Below are 14,700 nucleotides of genomic sequence, written 5' to 3' on the forward strand. Positions count from 1 at the left end.
CACCTAAATACCATTCAAGAACACCTGTGATCGTAAACTAAACGCGCAGGTGTTCTTTTAGTTACTCGAACGATGCCCCAAAGCAAGTGCTTCTCTCCAGTTTAAAAGACGAATATAGGATTTTGAAAATAAAAACAACACGAAAAATATCAGCTATTCCTCCGAAATTGCTCCTTTTGATGAAGCAAGTGTTATTTTGAAAAATCCTTTCTATTTAGATGAACCGCAACGATGATTGCTAAAAGCACCGCGACACCTACCACCATAAAGAAACCAATGTTGGAGCCTTTTCCCGGCAAGCCGCCTGTATTCATTCCCCAAATTCCAGAAATTAGTGCGGGGATGGAGATAATCAAAGCGGCAGAGTCTAAATATTTCATCAAGTGGTTTAGATTATTATCCATCATGTCAGTGAATAATCCGCCGACTGTCTCTAACAAATCACGATAAATATGGATCAGTTTTTCAGCATGCTTTTGATGAAGCTGAATATCATAAACCAATTTTGAATCATTCAAGTCCTGAATGAAGGATTCATTTTCCCACAGTCCGTTTAACGTACTTTTTTGATCAGCGAGAGTATGATCGAGGTACACGATTTTTCGCTCGGTATCTGCTAATTTAAACAAAGCGTCATTTTCGGTCGTTTTTCTTGCTGCAACGTCCAATTCATCAATATCCTTCTTTATCTCTAACAATTCTTCAATATAGTGAGTATAAAGCATATAAATGCCATACGAAATGAGTTCGGCAAATGTATGAATTTTCTCATGATATTTTTCAAGTAGACGATCAATAAAGGTCGATTCTTTCCCTACGTGGGTGATGAGTAGCGAATCAGAAATGATAAAAATAAGCGGTTCAAGTCGTTCTTCAATTTGCTCTTTCTTTTCAGCGGATAAATTAGTCACTCCCAAAGCATAGCTGTTATTCAGCGCAGTATTTTCTAATGGCTCCAATCGAGAAACCTCTTCTGCATGGTTGCCTCCGACAAAAATATTTTGTGGCAACCGATAATTTTTAATAATTTCTTCTTGTTCTTCCTTCGTCGTATCCTTTAAAACAAGCCAGTTACCTTTACCTGGAGAGACTTCCTGGATATGTTGGTTACTGATCTCAAAATGTTGAATCACGTCATTCATCCTTTCAAAAAAATGATATACATTTATTTTTTACTAATAAATAGTTGGAATAAAGCAGAGGTTATTTCTAATAATTACCCCTGTTAATTTTCTATAACTTATCCTTAATATATTGTCAATTAATAAGCTTAAATAATGTGAATTTGAATATTTTGAGCGAAATATTTCAAAAATAGAATAAAACACGTTACGATATTATTAGAAAGTGAGGAAGAAAAATTATGAAACCAATTTTGAAAGACCCTAGAGAATTATTTTATGGGGGCTCGTTTGAGAAACAGGATCAGAACACTCCCGCACTACAAACCAACATGAAGCCACAACCAGATTGCGGAGAAGAAAGCTATGTTGGTAATGGAAAATTAGAAAATCGCAGAGTATTGATTACCGGAGGCGACTCAGGAATTGGTCGGGCGGCAGCGATTGCTTATGCTCGAGAAGGTGCAGATGTAGCCATTCAATTCTTCCCTGGTGAAGAAGAGGACGCCCAAGAGGTCGCTAAGTACATTGAAGAAGCTGGAAGAAAAGCAGTATTGCTTCCTTATGATTTACGAGATGACGAAGCGCCTAGTGAGATCATCAGAAAAACAGTCGCAGAATTAGATGGATTGGACACACTTGTGCTAAATTCTGCTCAACAAATTTCTCAAGAATCCATTGAAGAATTACCAATTCAGCAAGTAGAAGATACGTTCAAGGTAAATATTATTTCGATGTTTGCACTCGTTCAGGAAGCTTTACCGCATTTACCTGCAGGCAGCAGTATTATTACAACAACTTCTGTCCAAGCTTTCAATCCTAGTGATCACTTGATGGATTACGCAGCTACGAAAGCTGCTATTGCAAACTTCACAGTTGGCTTAGCACAACAATTAGCTAAAAAAGGAATTCGAGTAAATGGTGTTGCGCCAGGTCCAATCTGGACCCCGCTTCAGTTAGATCAAGGCCAACCTAAAGATGCACTACCGGAATTTGGCCAAGATTCATTGCTAGGACGGGCAGGGCAGCCAGCAGAATTGGCGCCAGTGTATGTTTTCCTAGCTTCAAATGATGCAAGCTATGTTACTGCTCAGATTTATGGTGTCACTGGAGGAGAAGCGATCAATCTGTAAGGAGGGATACGCGATGATACATTTAATCGAGGCAATCGGGATTTCGTTAATTCTAAATTTGATTTCTTTATTGTTTAAACGCAGACAACCGGCTGTTGCATTGGCACGTGTGAAAAAACAGACAGGAACGGATCGTTACCGTTAAGCAATTAAGCAAGTCGTTAAAAAGTTTTTAAGGAGGTGCACTATGAATCGTGGAATAAAAGCAATTGGGATCATTCTTTCATTGATTTTGATGTCCGTGATGTTGATGGTTATTGCCATCAGTTCACCCTATTTGAATCTTCCATTTGGCATTGGACGTGGAGAGTTTTTAAGAAATTCATTGGCAAATTATTACTTCCGCCAATACCTATTTTGGATCGCTTTAGCTGTTACAGTTATCTTGCTTATTGTCATTTTAGTTCTGATCTTTTATCCAAGAGTTAAGCAGACTTTTGTATTAAAAGAAGACAAGGGACGTTTATCTTTAGATAAAAAGGCAATTGAAGGCTTTGTTCGTTCGAAATTACGAGGTGTAGGCTTTGTTTCATCTCCTGATGTTAAGGTTCGAGCAACCAAGAACAAGATTAAAGTGAAAGTGAAGGGTCAGCTGACTCGAACATCATCGTTAATTGGGAAAACCAATGCGCTAATGACAGAAATTCAGAATGACTTACAAGAAATTCTTGGCAGTCAGGAAAAAATCAAAGTGAATGTTGCCTATAAGTCATTTGATGAAGAAGAAAAAAACACTGCAAATCAGTCACGCGTACAATAGCAAAGACCGATTCATTTAATTTTTAGGAATACAGGACGACAGTTAGGAGGGAGACAGATGGAAAAACTTATCACTCAATACAAGCTCCCAATGATCTTCGGCGGATTAGGCTTGATTCTGGCCATATTATTTGTCACGCTGGGATTTTTCAAGACACTCTTGATCGTTTTATTAACAGCGCTTGGCATTTGGCTGGGAAGCTATTTAGAGCAAACCGGCATGATGGACAACTTTTTCAGTCAACGAAAGAACAATTAATGATTCAATCATCATACAAACCAACTCTATAGGAGGAATTTATAATGGAAAATTACAACAAAAACGGAATGGCCGCAGGCGTTCATACAGATACAACAAAAACAAATAACACCGCAAACGTCAAAGGCGAATTAACCTATGACGACAAAGTGATTCAAAAAATCGTCGGTACAGCAGTAGAGCAAATCGATGGTCTATTAACAGTCGACGGCGGATTTTTCTCTAATATTGCTGAGAAATTAGTCAACACAGACAATGTGACTGCCGGAATCGAAACAGAAGTCGGCAAGAAACAAGTCGCTGTTGATATGGATGTTGTCATTGAATATGGTCGTGACATTCCTAAAATCGCAGATCGAATCAAGGAAGTTATCCATGATGAAGTGGAGAAAATGACGCATCTTGACGTGATTGAAGTAAATATTAACGTTGTCGATATCAAATCAGAATCTGAATATCAAGAAGACAGTGAAACGGTGCAGGACAAAGTAACAAGCGCCGCAAAAACAACTGGACAATTTGCTTCAAAACAAACAGACAAAGCTAAAAGTGCTGTCAATCGCGGAACAAACAAAGCACAACAAAAAATTGAAGAAAATCGTGAACCACGAGTAAAATAATCAAAGGAGTGAATTAACATGGGTTTATTATGGTCATTAATTATTGGAGCAGTAATTGGAGCAATCGCTGGAGCGATCACAGGTAGAGGAAACAGCATGGGCTGGATCGCTAACATCGTAGCCGGCTTAGTCGGATCAGCATTAGGTCAAGCGTTACTAGGATCATGGGGGCCTTCATTGGCTGGCATGGCACTGGTACCGTCGATTATTGGAGCAGTCATTCTGGTCTTGATTGTGTCATTTTTCTTAGGAAGATCAAAATAGATCAGTGATGGTCCACAAAGTCTCAGACAACGTTACGAACAACTAACGCAGGCATCAAAAAGAGACGTGATAGAACAAAAGAAATAAGGATGAATATCAAAAGAGTGTTTCCCCCGAAGAAGTTTTCTTATATCAACACAGATTCAGTATCAGCAGCAAGCTAAGGAGTATGGATTTTTTAATTCAACAGAGAGTGCTGTTGAAAGCGAATCGAATGATTTGAATGATAAAAGGACTTCCTGTCGTTAACTTGGCTCTAAGTCAAATCGTGTTGTTTTCATTAAATCACTGAAAGGAAATGCTTCGGCGTTTCCTTTTTTCTTTTTGTTTTCTTGTTCAAATAATGTCGCAAAGGTTCTGTTGAATTAGAATTCGCATACGAAGGTGGCGAAAGGTTCTAAAACCGAATGCCACTCTCTTGATCACTTTAATCAAGTTATTCTTCCCTTCAAGTTTTCCGTTCGAATAGGGGTATTTTAATGCATTGATAATCGCTTGTTTGTGTTTGTTTAAGTAAAGAATCGCTTTTTTAAATGCTGGATCAAGCATCGTGGGTAAGTGATCAATGCGTTCGTAAAAGTCTTTATAATCTTTGGCATCAAAGGCATCCAACAAATTTTGATACACATCATAGCTTGTCCGTAAGTGCTCGTCAATCGATAATAAATAGTCCAATACTTCCGATTCCGTCAGGTATTTCCGTTGGAAAAGCGGGTATTGTTTGAGCGAAGAATAATTGATTTTTCTATTTTTCTTCAGAATGGTTCGCCAATATTTCTTAAGCTTGCGATACTTTTTCATGGCTTGCGGGTCGCTCTTTTTCAAGTGATTCATGGTTTTTATCCGTTGTTTGTTAAACGCACGATTGAGTTGTTGGATCACATGGAACCGATCAATGGAAACCCGAGCATTTGGGAAAACGACCTTTGTCACAGAATCATAGCCCGCATTCATATCCATCACGACATGAGAAACGTTTTTCCGTGCGTGATAAGTAAAGCGCATAAAATAAGCGATCAGCTTGAAGCTTCTTCGATCCTCTAAAATATCAAAGATTTTCCCCGTATCCGCGTCACTGAGAATAAAACACATGGCGCCCTGACAGTCCTTAGTTCCTTTGAATTCATCAATCAATAGATGTTTGGGTAAGTAATTGGGCTTCAGTCGTGGTTCTTCAAAAAAAGAATCCAAGACCCGTTCGACCGTTTTAGCGGAAACCAAATAACGCTGAGCGATATCTTTCATCGAAATTTTCTTCTTTAAATCAACAGCGATCGCAAACTTGAGTGCTTGGGAGAGATAACAGTTTTCTGCGACATAATAGGTTTTAGCTGAAAAGGTATGGTGACACTGTTTACAATAAAACCGTTGTTTATAGAGATGAAGATAGGTAGACACCTCTTGATAAGGGAGTAATTGAATCCAGCTATCTTTGTAGCCATGATGGATGACGGAGTCGTAGCCGCAACACTCACATTGAGGAGACGGATAGCTCAGTCGACCAGTAAAGACGGTGGCCATTCTGTCATGGACTTTTTCTTTTGAAACGGCGTCTTTAGAAAAAGTAATGTTGGAATCGTGAATATTTAGGATTTGTTTGATGGTTTTGTCTAGGCAATTATCTTTATATTTGATATTCTTAATACTGGACATTTGGTTCGCCTCCTATGATTGGGTTCAGCGATTTAATTATAGGACAACCAAATGTCTTTTTGTATAAAAAAATACTTGGTGTTCTCGCTCAAAAAGAGTAACAACACCAAATATTATAGAACCGTTAACTTATGAACGATGGGAAGTCCTTTTTTGGTGAAGCGGGAGTCATAGTACGGAAAACGAACTGAACATATAAGGTAGTTAAGAAAAGCGAACTAATTAAAAGCATTGTATAAAAGACATCTAGTTTGGTGAAAAAAGCATCAAAGGTGTAAAAAAAGAAGCGATGATTCGCTTCTTTAGAGAGTTAATTATAATTCTTCCTTGACTGTTTTGGTGATTTTTTGCAGTTCATCGGTCATTTGACCAGAATGTTTGATGATATCTGATACGCGCAGGAAGCTGTTTTTATACATTGCCACTTCCCGGAATTTCTTATATTTTTCTTCGATTTCATTAAAGGTCGCGGCTTTACGGGCGTCATGCTCGACCGTTTCCGAGCTATTTACATAATGCATCCCTAAAAATGAGAGGGCATCATTGATTCCATCTAAAAATGCCTCGTACTCCTCTTGGCGAATCTTGCCGTCAGCCAAACGCTGCCTCTGTTTTTCAATAAACATCTCAACTACTTGTTCCATTCCCAATCCTCCTGTCTTAACGCATTTTACTTGTTGCTCATCCAGTTTATTGTACTATGAAAAGGCTCACTTGTGTTATAAAAAAATAGAATTTTTTTGAGTGAATTGAAAAGATAATAGATTTTAAATTATCAAAGGGAATTTTCGAAATAGTTTGACAGTTTTTCTTTTTTTGGGAATAATAAACAAAAGATTAAAAATAGCTAATAAATTGTTAAATTGAAGGAGACGTTCATATGGAACAAAATAAACGCAAGCAACTATTGAAGCTGATCGAATCCGATTGTCGATTAAGTATTGAAGAATATGCGGTGATGCTAGGCGAAGATGAAGTGATCGTTTCTGCTGAAATCAAACGAATGGAACAAGAAAAAATTATTTGCGGCTATCGGGCTCTGATTGACTGGGATAAGGTGGAGGATGATTGGATCGAAGCTTTGGTTGAGGTCCAAACAATTCCTAAAGGTGAAGAAGGCTATCGCGAGATTGCGGAGCGTGTTCGGAAGTTTCCTGAAGTCAAATCGTTCTTTTTCGTCAGCGGCGGCTTTGACTTTATCTTACTGCTGCAAGGGCGCAATATCAAAGAAATCTCGAAATTTATTTCGACCAACTTAGCGTCGATTCCTGATGTTTCAGGAACACAGACGCATTTCTTGCTAGACAAATACAAGGAGTGGGGCGTCGACATGTATCAGGATGACTCCGATCCTAGAATTCAGGTGAGCCCATGAGAAATTTTTTAACGAAAAAAATCACGGATATTCAACCTTCCGGTATTCGAAAATTCTTTGACATTGTTTCTGATCAGCCGGATGCGATTTCCCTTGGTGTCGGCGAGCCGGATTTTGATACGCCTTCTCATATGGCTCAAGAAGGGGTCCGTTCGATCCAAGAAGGGCGGACTTTCTACACGGCTAACGCGGGACTGATCGAGTTGCGGAAAAAAATTAGCGAGTATTTGCTTTATCGCAACAAGGTTCAATATGATCCGAAAACGGAGGTTGTGGTCACAGTCGGCGGCAGTGAGGCGATTGATATGGCATTGCGGATTTTTGTTGATCCAGGAGATGAGGTCATCATTCCTCAGCCAAGCTTTGTTTGCTACGAACCGATTACCCAGATTGCAGGCGGAAAACCAGTGACGATTGACTTACAGGCGAAGAATCAGTTTATGCTGACGCCAGAAGAGTTAGAGAACGTTATTTCTGAGAAAAGCAAGATTTTGATTTTGTCCTATCCCAATAATCCAACGGGAGGAACGATGGATCGCGAAGCATTGATCAAGATCGCCGATGTTGTGAAGAAGCATGATTTATTAGTCATTACGGATGAAATTTATGCAGAATTGGTTTACGACGAGCCTTTCACTAGTATCGCGGAGCTTCCGGGAATGCGCGAACGGACGATTATTATTAATGGTTTTTCAAAAGGCTTTGCGATGACTGGCTGGCGTCTGGGCTTTATGGCTGGTCCAGAAGTATTTATGGAGCAGCTGCTGAAGCTGCATCAGTATACAATCATGGCAGCGCCGACAGCGAGCCAATATGCGGCATTGGCAGGTTTGAAAAACAATTGGCAGGAAACAGTTGAGCCGATGCGCTTGTCTTATGAGGAACGTCGAAATTATCTGCATCATGCGTTGGAAAAGATGGGACTGCCTTGTTATAAGGCCAAGGGGGCGTTTTATCTCTTTCCGCAGGTTAGTCAGTTTGGCTTAAGCAGTGAAGAATTCGCTCTGCGCCTATTAGATGAAGAAAAGCTGGCAGTGGTTCCCGGATCGGCCTTTGGAAAAAGCGGCGAAGGATTCCTGCGGCTATCGTATGCTTATTCGATTTACGAATTAAAAGAAGCAATTCAGCGTCTAGAGCGTTTTGTGATGCGATTAAAATAAGAATAAGGCTAGGAGCGAAGAAATTCGCTCCTTTTCTAATGTGAATGTTAGCTAAAAGCGATTAAAACGTCGGTTTATCTAAAATTTCTATTTATTTTTAACAAAAGCGTTCTTGGGATTCCTCATAAATGATAAGATGAAGCCATATCCTGGGGGATAAGAATGTTTTAAGGAGGTTTTTATGCTGTCACGTTTCAAACAATCAAAGCTGTTCTTTTGGACTGCCGAGATTGTCTTAACGATTATCGGGATTTATTTTTTATTACAAATGCCGAATATTTTTAAACCAGTCGTGGGAATGGCTTCTGCGATTTTGATGCCGCTTTTGATCGCGGGTTTTCTTTACTATATGTTTGATCCGATCGTGGTTTTTCTGGAGGAAAGAGGGGGGCTGCCACGTGTGGTTGGTTTTCTTGTATCCTTTATTGTGATTGCGGCGATTATCGCGCTGATTATGATGAACGCTGTTCCGAAAATGATCGAACAAACCGTTCAACTTACGCAAAATCTACCTGTTTATGCAGAGGAATCGGGTCGTTGGATTAATGATTTAGCTAGTCGAGATGAATTTAAAAATTTCAATTTGGAAGAACAATTGGCTTCAGCAAACCTGACGATTACTAAATTGATCAACCTTGCGATTGTCAGTGTGACCTCAAGTTTGTCACGAATCGTTGGTTTGGCGATGAAATTCTTTGTTCTCTTATTCACCGTTCCATTTATTTTGATTTTCATGTTTAAAGACGGGCATAAATTTTTGGATGCTGTGTCACAATTTTTTCCTATCACCATTCGTAAAGAATTACGTCAAACGGTGCGCGAGCTGAATGAAACACTTTCTGCTTATATCAGCAGCACGGTTTTAGATGCCTTTATTATCGGGATCTTAAGCTTTATCGCGATGACTATTTTTAAACAGCCATATAGCTTGCTGTTGGCGCTTTTTTGTGGGATCACCAACATCATTCCTTATGTTGGGCCATTTATTGGTGCAGTTCCGGCAGTGATCGTTGGGCTATTCATTTCACCGCTTCAAGCACTGTACATGGGCATATCCGTTCTGGTTATTCAGCAGTTAGATGGAAATTTGATCAAACCGCTATTGTTCGGTAAGTCGTTGAATATTCACCCATTAACGATTATATTAGTTTTGATCGGTGCCGGCAGTGTTGCAGGAATCGTCGGCATGCTGATTTGTATCCCAGTGTATGCGGTGATCAAGACCTTGATCATCAATCTTCACAAAATTTACCAGCTACGCCGAGAAAGTAACTTGTTTAAAGACGGTGGAGAGGGTTAGTAGCAAAGATAACCATCATCCAAAATACTGGATGACGGTTCTTTTTTGATTTTTATTGGATCAGCAATAGAAAAAATAACTAATTCTGATCTAGATCGTCAGAATGATGCAAAATTTTACCAAATATCGGTTTATTTTGTTCGAATTTGAAATGGTAAATCACTAGAAGACCGATAAACCAAAATGGAGAGAAAAGCAACGCTTCCCGTGTATCCGAGGCAAGTGCCAAAACGAACAGGACAAAGGCTAAGAAAGCAAAAATCAAATAGCTTGAATAAGGAAAGAACGGTAATTTAAAGGTACTTTTGGCTGCCAATTCGGTCTTTGTTTTACGATAGCGCATGTTAGTAAAGATGATCATTCCCCAAATAAAAATAAAGCAAATCGTAGCAATCGAACTGATTATGGTGAAAATATGACTAGGTACGAAAAAATTTAAGAGAACCGCGATAAAAATGACGAGCGTTGAGAATACTAATGCACTACCTGGAACACGATTACGTGTCAGCTTGGTAAAGCGACTAGGCGCGCTACCTTCTTGAGCTAATGAACGGACCATCCGACTGGTACTGTAAATGGCGCTATTACAAGCAGACATGGCGGAACTTAATACAACTAAATTAACAATAGATGCTGCCGCAGCGATTCCAATCTCAGAAAAGACCTGAACGAAGGGACTTTGGTCTGCTGATAAGCTTGACCAAGGGTAAATCGACATAATCATAAATAATGAGCCTAGATAGAACAAAATGATTCGCAGCGGAATGGTATTAATCGCTTTTGGCAACACCGATTTGGGATCAGCGGTTTCGCCACCGATCAAACCGACCAGTTCAACCCCGCAAAAAGCAAAGGTCGCCATTTGAAAGGAGAGAATAAAGCCGCTTGCACCTTTTGGAAAGAAGCCGCCGTGATGCCATAAATTTCCAATATCAACGGGACCAGCACTTGTTTTGAAGCCAGTAAAGATCATAAAGGCACCGGCGATAATCAATGCAATGATGGCGACGACCTTGATCAGAGCAAACCAAAATTCCAGTTCACCAAAAAGACCAACAGCAACTAAGTTCAATCCTAATAGCAAGATTAAAGCAATGATTTCCGGCAGCCATTGAGGGATATGGGGCAGCCAATAGCTCACGTATAGCCCCGTTGCTGTTAGATCAGCCATCGCGATTGCGATCCAGCAAAACCAGTAAGTCCATCCTGTGACAAAGGCAGCCTTTTTCCCTAAGTAGTCAGCGATAAAATCTAAAAATGAATGATAATTTACGTTCGATAGCATCAGTTCTCCTAAAGCGCGCATGATTAAGAAAATAATGCAGCCAGTGATTGTGTAGGAAAGAAGAATCGAAGGACCAGTTAGTTGAATGGTTTTTCCTGAGCCAAGAAAGAGCCCAGTGCCGATTGCTCCTCCAATCGAAATCAATTGAACATGCCGATTTTTTAGTCCTCTGTTCAATTCCTCATGTGTTTCCAATAAAATCAGTCCTTTTTTTAAGAATAGTCTGAGTTTATCAAAAATTGTGAAATAGGTTAAAGAATATCCTTTGAAGTAACAAAGCGGCGAGAAGACTCTAATAATTCAAAAATAACAAAAAAGAAAAAGACTTGTTAAAGATTTTGCGTTAAGCTGTGTTTGGAATAGCTAAAATGCTATAATATTAAGAAAATTGTGTATCAACACCAGCTTAGGACTTCAACACGATAGCTGGGTAAGAAAAATTGAACATATAGAAACGAATGAGGGGGAGAACCGGTTTGAACAAAAAGACAATCGGTTGGCTGATTTTAGGACTGGTTGTGTTAGGTGCTGTTGGGTTTGCCGGCTATCATATTTATCAAGAGAATGTTATCCAGTCAGAAAAAGAAAATAAGAAGGAACTAAATGCGCGCTTGACTGATCTTTATGAGGATCAAACATCGGGCTATTTCAAAGCGGATATCTCAGCTGAAGCTTTTGATGAGTTAGCAGATGAAGTGAAAAGTCAAAGCGGGGAAAGTCAAACCTTAGAAGATATTGACCAAGCGAAGAAAAATTTTAAACTCCAGGCTGAAATGAATAAGCTTTTTGAAAAGGATGTTCTAAATGGGCTGGATCTATCTGCCCACCCTGTTTTAAAAGCGCCAAGCGAAGAAGATATTAAAGCTTTGAAAGCTGAGCTAGAGGAAAGTAGCGCGAAAGACAAGGAGTGGGGTCAAGACATCAGCATGATCCTAGGCATCGCAGAAACACAATCAAAGGATTTTACCAATGCAGATGCGGATGTGTCTAATCTAGTCAATAAAGGCACTAGTTTAACACTGACTGATTATTTAGAAGGCGTAAAAACCTTGGCGATTCTGCCAGACGGCAAGTTCAAGGAGAAGCTACTGGAGAAGCTATCACCGGTCAAGGATCAGCTTACTAATGAGAACGCTGGTTTTGCGGCTAAAATTCAGCAAAGCGATACCTCGATGGCAGCGGCAGAAAAGAGCTATCAAGAGCGGCAGGCGAAAGAGTTGGCTGCTCGCAACAAGGAACTGACAGAACTGAAAAAAGAGTTAGCAGAAAAGCAAGCGACCTATGATTCTTATAAAGACATCCTTGATTCCATTGATGACAGTAAGAACGATGAATCCTCGCGAAAAAAATCCGAAGAGGAATCGCGATCACGAGAATCTGATTCTTCCCGCTCATCAAGCTCCTCTAGTTCAAGCTCTAGTTCATCAGAACAGCCAGATGAGGATTAAATAAAAAGCAACGATTTTTCTAGGAAAAATCGTTGCTCTTTTTTAGGTTCATTTTTTCGTGTGAAGCTGAGCGATACTCTTCAAATAATGGGAAAATCTGTGTTCGTTTCTTAATATCCAGCTTAATGAAAATGTTGTGAACATGGGTTTTAACGGTTCCTAATGAGAGAAAGAGCTGGTCTGCAATTTCTTGATTGGTTCGATGGAATAAAAGCAATTCAAACACTTCGGTTTCTCTTTGCGTGAATTGGTGAGCATGACAGAACTTCTGGATCAACATGGCTTCCTCTTGCTCTTCAGAGTTCACTTCCTCTTGTACATGCCGATCCTTTAAGAAGAAGTGGATCATCAACAGACAGACGACAATGGAGAAAATGTCTTCGGAAATGCTTCGATTGTATATTTTAGTCGTTAAGGAGCTGTATTGATCGACATTAAAAATGACGAAGCTGTCTTCAATAACGATCAGAATACTGAATAGAACGCTGATGATTGATAATTTTTTTAGGTAGCCTTTATTTAGCGCTGGCAGCTCTTTTTTCGTGCCTCGCCAACAATAAAAGCCTAAATAAAAGAGGAAAATTTGGTTTCCTAAATAGTAGAGCCAAACCTTAAAGGCAGAATTTGGCAGTAATGGGATCGAAATCATCCAGACGGCCAAAGCGATCAATAGGGTGTAGTGCAGCGGAGTGAGTTTTTCTTTCCTTAATTCGGCAATAATCGAAACGGAGAAGAAGGCGTTCCCCATAAAAATAATAGTCTTGACTGCCGGCGCGCTCATAAATGCTTGGTCATAGCTTTGCGCAAAGCTATTGATGAACTCTGTCATATAAATAATGATATTATCGAAAATAAAAAAAGCTAGATAGAGACTGATCAACAGGAACACTTTGTTCTTTTCCTTTAAAAAGGAATTTATCGCAAAAGCCATGGTGATGGAATAAAGAATGATCAAAAGGATATTGTAAACAAAGATGGCTATCATATTGAATCCCCTTTCATTTCAGGATCAAAAAACTGTTTTTCAACCTAAGTATAACACTATTTTTTTCTCCTTCGTTCCAAAATACGCTAAACTTTTTCCTAAACTTTTCTAAACCCTTGAAAAATAAAAGGTTTACATCTAAAAATAAACCGCTGGTTGAAGCTCCTAACGGAAAATGTTAGCGTTTACATCCTTTGGCTTATCGTAAACTCGTACTTTTTCTCCTACAGTAAGGATGCAAAAGCAAACAAATTACTTAGGAGGCGTCAACATGGCAAAAAGAGATTTCATTACAACAGAAAATTACACAAAGGAGGAGATTCAATACATCGTTGATTTATCATTGAAAATCAAAGCTTCTATTAAAAACGGTTTTTATCCGCCATTATTGAAAGATAAAGTGTTAGGCATGATCTTCCAACAATCTTCTACTAGAACTCGTGTTTCATTTGAAACAGCGATGACGCAACTAGGCGGACACGCAGAATACTTGGCGCCAGGACAAATTCAACTAGGCGGACATGAAACAATCGAAGATACCAGTCGTGTATTATCTCGTTTAGTCGATATCTTGATGGCACGGGTTGAACGCCATCACAGTGTGTATGACCTAGCCAACAATGCAACGATTCCAGTTATCAATGGTATGTCTGATTTTAACCACCCAACACAAGAATTAGGCGACCTTTGTACGATGATTGAACACCTACCTGAAGGCAAGAAAATCGAAGACTGCAAAATTTCCTTCATTGGCGATGCTACACAAGTATGTTTCTCATTAGGTTTAGTCGCAACAAAAATGGGAATGGATTTTGTCCAATTCGGTCCAGAAGGGTTCCAATTGAATGACGACCATCGCGCAAGATTGGATAAGATTTGTAAAGAGTCTGGCGGTTCATATACTGTTTCTGATCAAATCGATGTGATTGAAGGCTCTGATTTTGTCTATACAGATGTTTGGTATGGCTTGTATGAAGCAGAATTGTCAGAAGAAGAACGCATGAGCACTTTCTATCCTAAATACCAAGTAAACGATGAGTTAATGAAGCGTGCGGGTGAAAATGCGAAATTTATGCACTGCTTGCCTGCAACACGCGGAGAAGAAGTAACTGATGAAGTGATGGACGGACCAAACTCGATCTGTTTCGATGAAGCAGAAAATCGTTTAACTTCGATTCGTGGCTTGTTGGTGTACTTGATGCACGATTATGCTGATAAGAATCCAATTGATGAAAAGAAAAAGGCAGCAGCAAAAGCAGATTTGGAAGTCTTTTTAGGAAAAGCACTATAGGCCCAAGAGGTGAGGACGGAAATGATCTGCAGCTTTAAGTAAAATTC

The 14,700-nt window shown here is 39.5% G+C and carries 16 protein-coding genes; 11 read left to right on the plus strand and 5 right to left on the minus strand.

Annotation, left to right across the window (positions count from 1 at the left end; translation table 11 throughout):
• Positions 1 to 191: 191 nt before the first annotated feature.
• On the minus strand, positions 192 to 1,133 hold the full coding sequence (locus IGI52_RS23850) for a magnesium transporter CorA family protein (protein ID WP_438782562.1): 942 nt from the start codon (positions 1,131 to 1,133) through the stop codon (positions 192 to 194).
• Positions 1,134 to 1,363: 230 nt separating this feature from the next.
• On the opposite strand from IGI52_RS23850, the gene IGI52_RS23855 reads away from it, so the two are divergent.
• The 6 genes from IGI52_RS23855 to IGI52_RS23880 are packed head-to-tail and all read left to right on the plus strand — an operon-like array spanning position 1,364 to position 4,156.
• Positions 1,364 to 2,254, plus strand: coding sequence for an SDR family oxidoreductase (locus tag IGI52_RS23855; protein WP_016178784.1), 891 nt, complete (start codon positions 1,364 to 1,366; stop codon positions 2,252 to 2,254).
• Between the two features lie 13 nt (positions 2,255 to 2,267).
• Positions 2,268 to 2,399 carry a hypothetical protein gene (locus IGI52_RS23860; RefSeq protein WP_256145916.1) on the plus strand — a complete coding sequence of 44 codons (132 nt, stop codon included), beginning with the start codon at positions 2,268 to 2,270 and terminating at the stop codon, positions 2,397 to 2,399.
• A gap of 42 nt (positions 2,400 to 2,441) precedes the next feature.
• Complete coding sequence (gene amaP, locus IGI52_RS23865; RefSeq protein ID WP_438782563.1) at positions 2,442 to 3,014, plus strand: alkaline shock response membrane anchor protein AmaP; 573 nt, start codon at positions 2,442 to 2,444, stop codon at positions 3,012 to 3,014.
• Between the two features lie 57 nt (positions 3,015 to 3,071).
• Positions 3,072 to 3,272 carry a DUF2273 domain-containing protein gene (locus tag IGI52_RS23870; RefSeq protein WP_127979902.1) on the plus strand — a complete coding sequence of 67 codons (201 nt, stop codon included), beginning with the start codon at positions 3,072 to 3,074 and terminating at the stop codon, positions 3,270 to 3,272.
• A gap of 44 nt (positions 3,273 to 3,316) precedes the next feature.
• Positions 3,317 to 3,892: an Asp23/Gls24 family envelope stress response protein gene (locus IGI52_RS23875; protein WP_396002361.1), complete on the plus strand. Its 576-nt coding sequence runs from the start codon at positions 3,317 to 3,319 to the stop codon at positions 3,890 to 3,892.
• Between the two features lie 18 nt (positions 3,893 to 3,910).
• Entirely contained in the window at positions 3,911 to 4,156 is a 246-nt protein-coding gene (locus tag IGI52_RS23880) for a GlsB/YeaQ/YmgE family stress response membrane protein (RefSeq protein ID WP_016178779.1), read from the plus strand.
• 336 nt (positions 4,157 to 4,492) lie between these two features.
• On the opposite strand, the gene IGI52_RS23885 is transcribed toward IGI52_RS23880, so the two are convergent.
• Together IGI52_RS23885 and IGI52_RS23890 are read right to left on the minus strand one after the other, a co-directional pair.
• Complete coding sequence (locus tag IGI52_RS23885; protein WP_438780469.1) at positions 4,493 to 5,809, minus strand: ISL3 family transposase; 1,317 nt, start codon at positions 5,807 to 5,809, stop codon at positions 4,493 to 4,495.
• Positions 5,810 to 6,123: 314 nt separating this feature from the next.
• Complete coding sequence (locus IGI52_RS23890; RefSeq protein ID WP_049222245.1) at positions 6,124 to 6,453, minus strand: hypothetical protein; 330 nt, start codon at positions 6,451 to 6,453, stop codon at positions 6,124 to 6,126.
• A 236-nt stretch (positions 6,454 to 6,689) separates the two neighbouring features.
• Between IGI52_RS23890 and IGI52_RS23895 the strand changes: the two genes are divergently transcribed.
• From IGI52_RS23895 to IGI52_RS23905, 3 genes are all read left to right on the plus strand, one after another.
• Positions 6,690 to 7,184, plus strand: a complete 495-nt coding sequence (locus IGI52_RS23895; RefSeq protein ID WP_016178777.1) for an Lrp/AsnC family transcriptional regulator — start codon at positions 6,690 to 6,692, stop codon at positions 7,182 to 7,184.
• Positions 7,181 to 8,344, plus strand: a complete 1,164-nt coding sequence (locus IGI52_RS23900) for an aminotransferase class I/II-fold pyridoxal phosphate-dependent enzyme (RefSeq protein WP_438782564.1) — start codon at positions 7,181 to 7,183, stop codon at positions 8,342 to 8,344. The genes IGI52_RS23895 and IGI52_RS23900 overlap by 4 nt, the downstream gene beginning before the upstream one ends.
• 181 nt (positions 8,345 to 8,525) lie before the next feature.
• Complete coding sequence (locus tag IGI52_RS23905) at positions 8,526 to 9,644, plus strand: AI-2E family transporter (protein WP_016178775.1); 1,119 nt, start codon at positions 8,526 to 8,528, stop codon at positions 9,642 to 9,644.
• A gap of 79 nt (positions 9,645 to 9,723) precedes the next feature.
• Here the strand turns inward: IGI52_RS23905 and IGI52_RS23910 are convergent, their stop codons facing one another.
• Positions 9,724 to 11,124 carry an amino acid permease gene (locus tag IGI52_RS23910; RefSeq protein WP_438782565.1) on the minus strand — a complete coding sequence of 467 codons (1,401 nt, stop codon included), beginning with the start codon at positions 11,122 to 11,124 and terminating at the stop codon, positions 9,724 to 9,726.
• Positions 11,125 to 11,405: 281 nt separating this feature from the next.
• On the opposite strand from IGI52_RS23910, the gene IGI52_RS23915 reads away from it, so the two are divergent.
• Positions 11,406 to 12,377, plus strand: a complete 972-nt coding sequence (locus IGI52_RS23915; RefSeq protein WP_438782566.1) for a hypothetical protein — start codon at positions 11,406 to 11,408, stop codon at positions 12,375 to 12,377.
• 19 nt (positions 12,378 to 12,396) lie between these two features.
• On the opposite strand, the gene IGI52_RS23920 is transcribed toward IGI52_RS23915, so the two are convergent.
• Positions 12,397 to 13,362, minus strand: coding sequence for a response regulator transcription factor (locus tag IGI52_RS23920; protein WP_438782567.1), 966 nt, complete (start codon positions 13,360 to 13,362; stop codon positions 12,397 to 12,399).
• A gap of 271 nt (positions 13,363 to 13,633) precedes the next feature.
• Between IGI52_RS23920 and ptcA the strand changes: the two genes are divergently transcribed.
• Positions 13,634 to 14,653 (plus strand): putrescine carbamoyltransferase, encoded by a 1,020-nt coding sequence (ptcA, locus tag IGI52_RS23925; protein WP_016178771.1) that lies wholly within the window; start codon positions 13,634 to 13,636, stop codon positions 14,651 to 14,653.
• Positions 14,654 to 14,700: the final 47 nt, after the last annotated feature.

The organism is Enterococcus sp. DIV0187 (assembly GCF_051713785.1).
GTDB lineage: Bacteria > Bacillota > Bacilli > Lactobacillales > Enterococcaceae > Enterococcus_A > Enterococcus_A avium.

Excerpts from the sequence above, each read along its gene's own strand:
- IGI52_RS23855 (WP_016178784.1), top strand. The coding sequence starts at position 1,364 with ATGAAACCAATTTTGAAAGACCCTAGAGAATTATTTTATGGGGGCTCG.
- IGI52_RS23860 (WP_256145916.1), top strand. The coding sequence starts at position 2,268 with ATGATACATTTAATCGAGGCAATCGGGATTTCGTTAATTCTAAATTTG.
- amaP (WP_438782563.1), top strand. The coding sequence starts at position 2,442 with ATGAATCGTGGAATAAAAGCAATTGGGATCATTCTTTCATTGATTTTG.
- IGI52_RS23870 (WP_127979902.1), top strand. The coding sequence starts at position 3,072 with ATGGAAAAACTTATCACTCAATACAAGCTCCCAATGATCTTCGGCGGA.
- IGI52_RS23875 (WP_396002361.1), top strand. The coding sequence starts at position 3,317 with ATGGAAAATTACAACAAAAACGGAATGGCCGCAGGCGTTCATACAGAT.
- IGI52_RS23880 (WP_016178779.1), top strand. The coding sequence starts at position 3,911 with ATGGGTTTATTATGGTCATTAATTATTGGAGCAGTAATTGGAGCAATC.
- IGI52_RS23885 (WP_438780469.1), bottom strand. The coding sequence starts at position 5,809 with ATGTCCAGTATTAAGAATATCAAATATAAAGATAATTGCCTAGACAAA.
- IGI52_RS23890 (WP_049222245.1), bottom strand. The coding sequence starts at position 6,453 with ATGGAACAAGTAGTTGAGATGTTTATTGAAAAACAGAGGCAGCGTTTG.
- IGI52_RS23895 (WP_016178777.1), top strand. The coding sequence starts at position 6,690 with ATGGAACAAAATAAACGCAAGCAACTATTGAAGCTGATCGAATCCGAT.
- IGI52_RS23900 (WP_438782564.1), top strand. The coding sequence starts at position 7,181 with ATGAGAAATTTTTTAACGAAAAAAATCACGGATATTCAACCTTCCGGT.
- IGI52_RS23905 (WP_016178775.1), top strand. The coding sequence starts at position 8,526 with ATGCTGTCACGTTTCAAACAATCAAAGCTGTTCTTTTGGACTGCCGAG.
- IGI52_RS23920 (WP_438782567.1), bottom strand. The coding sequence starts at position 13,362 with ATGATAGCCATCTTTGTTTACAATATCCTTTTGATCATTCTTTATTCC.
- ptcA (WP_016178771.1), top strand. The coding sequence starts at position 13,634 with ATGGCAAAAAGAGATTTCATTACAACAGAAAATTACACAAAGGAGGAG.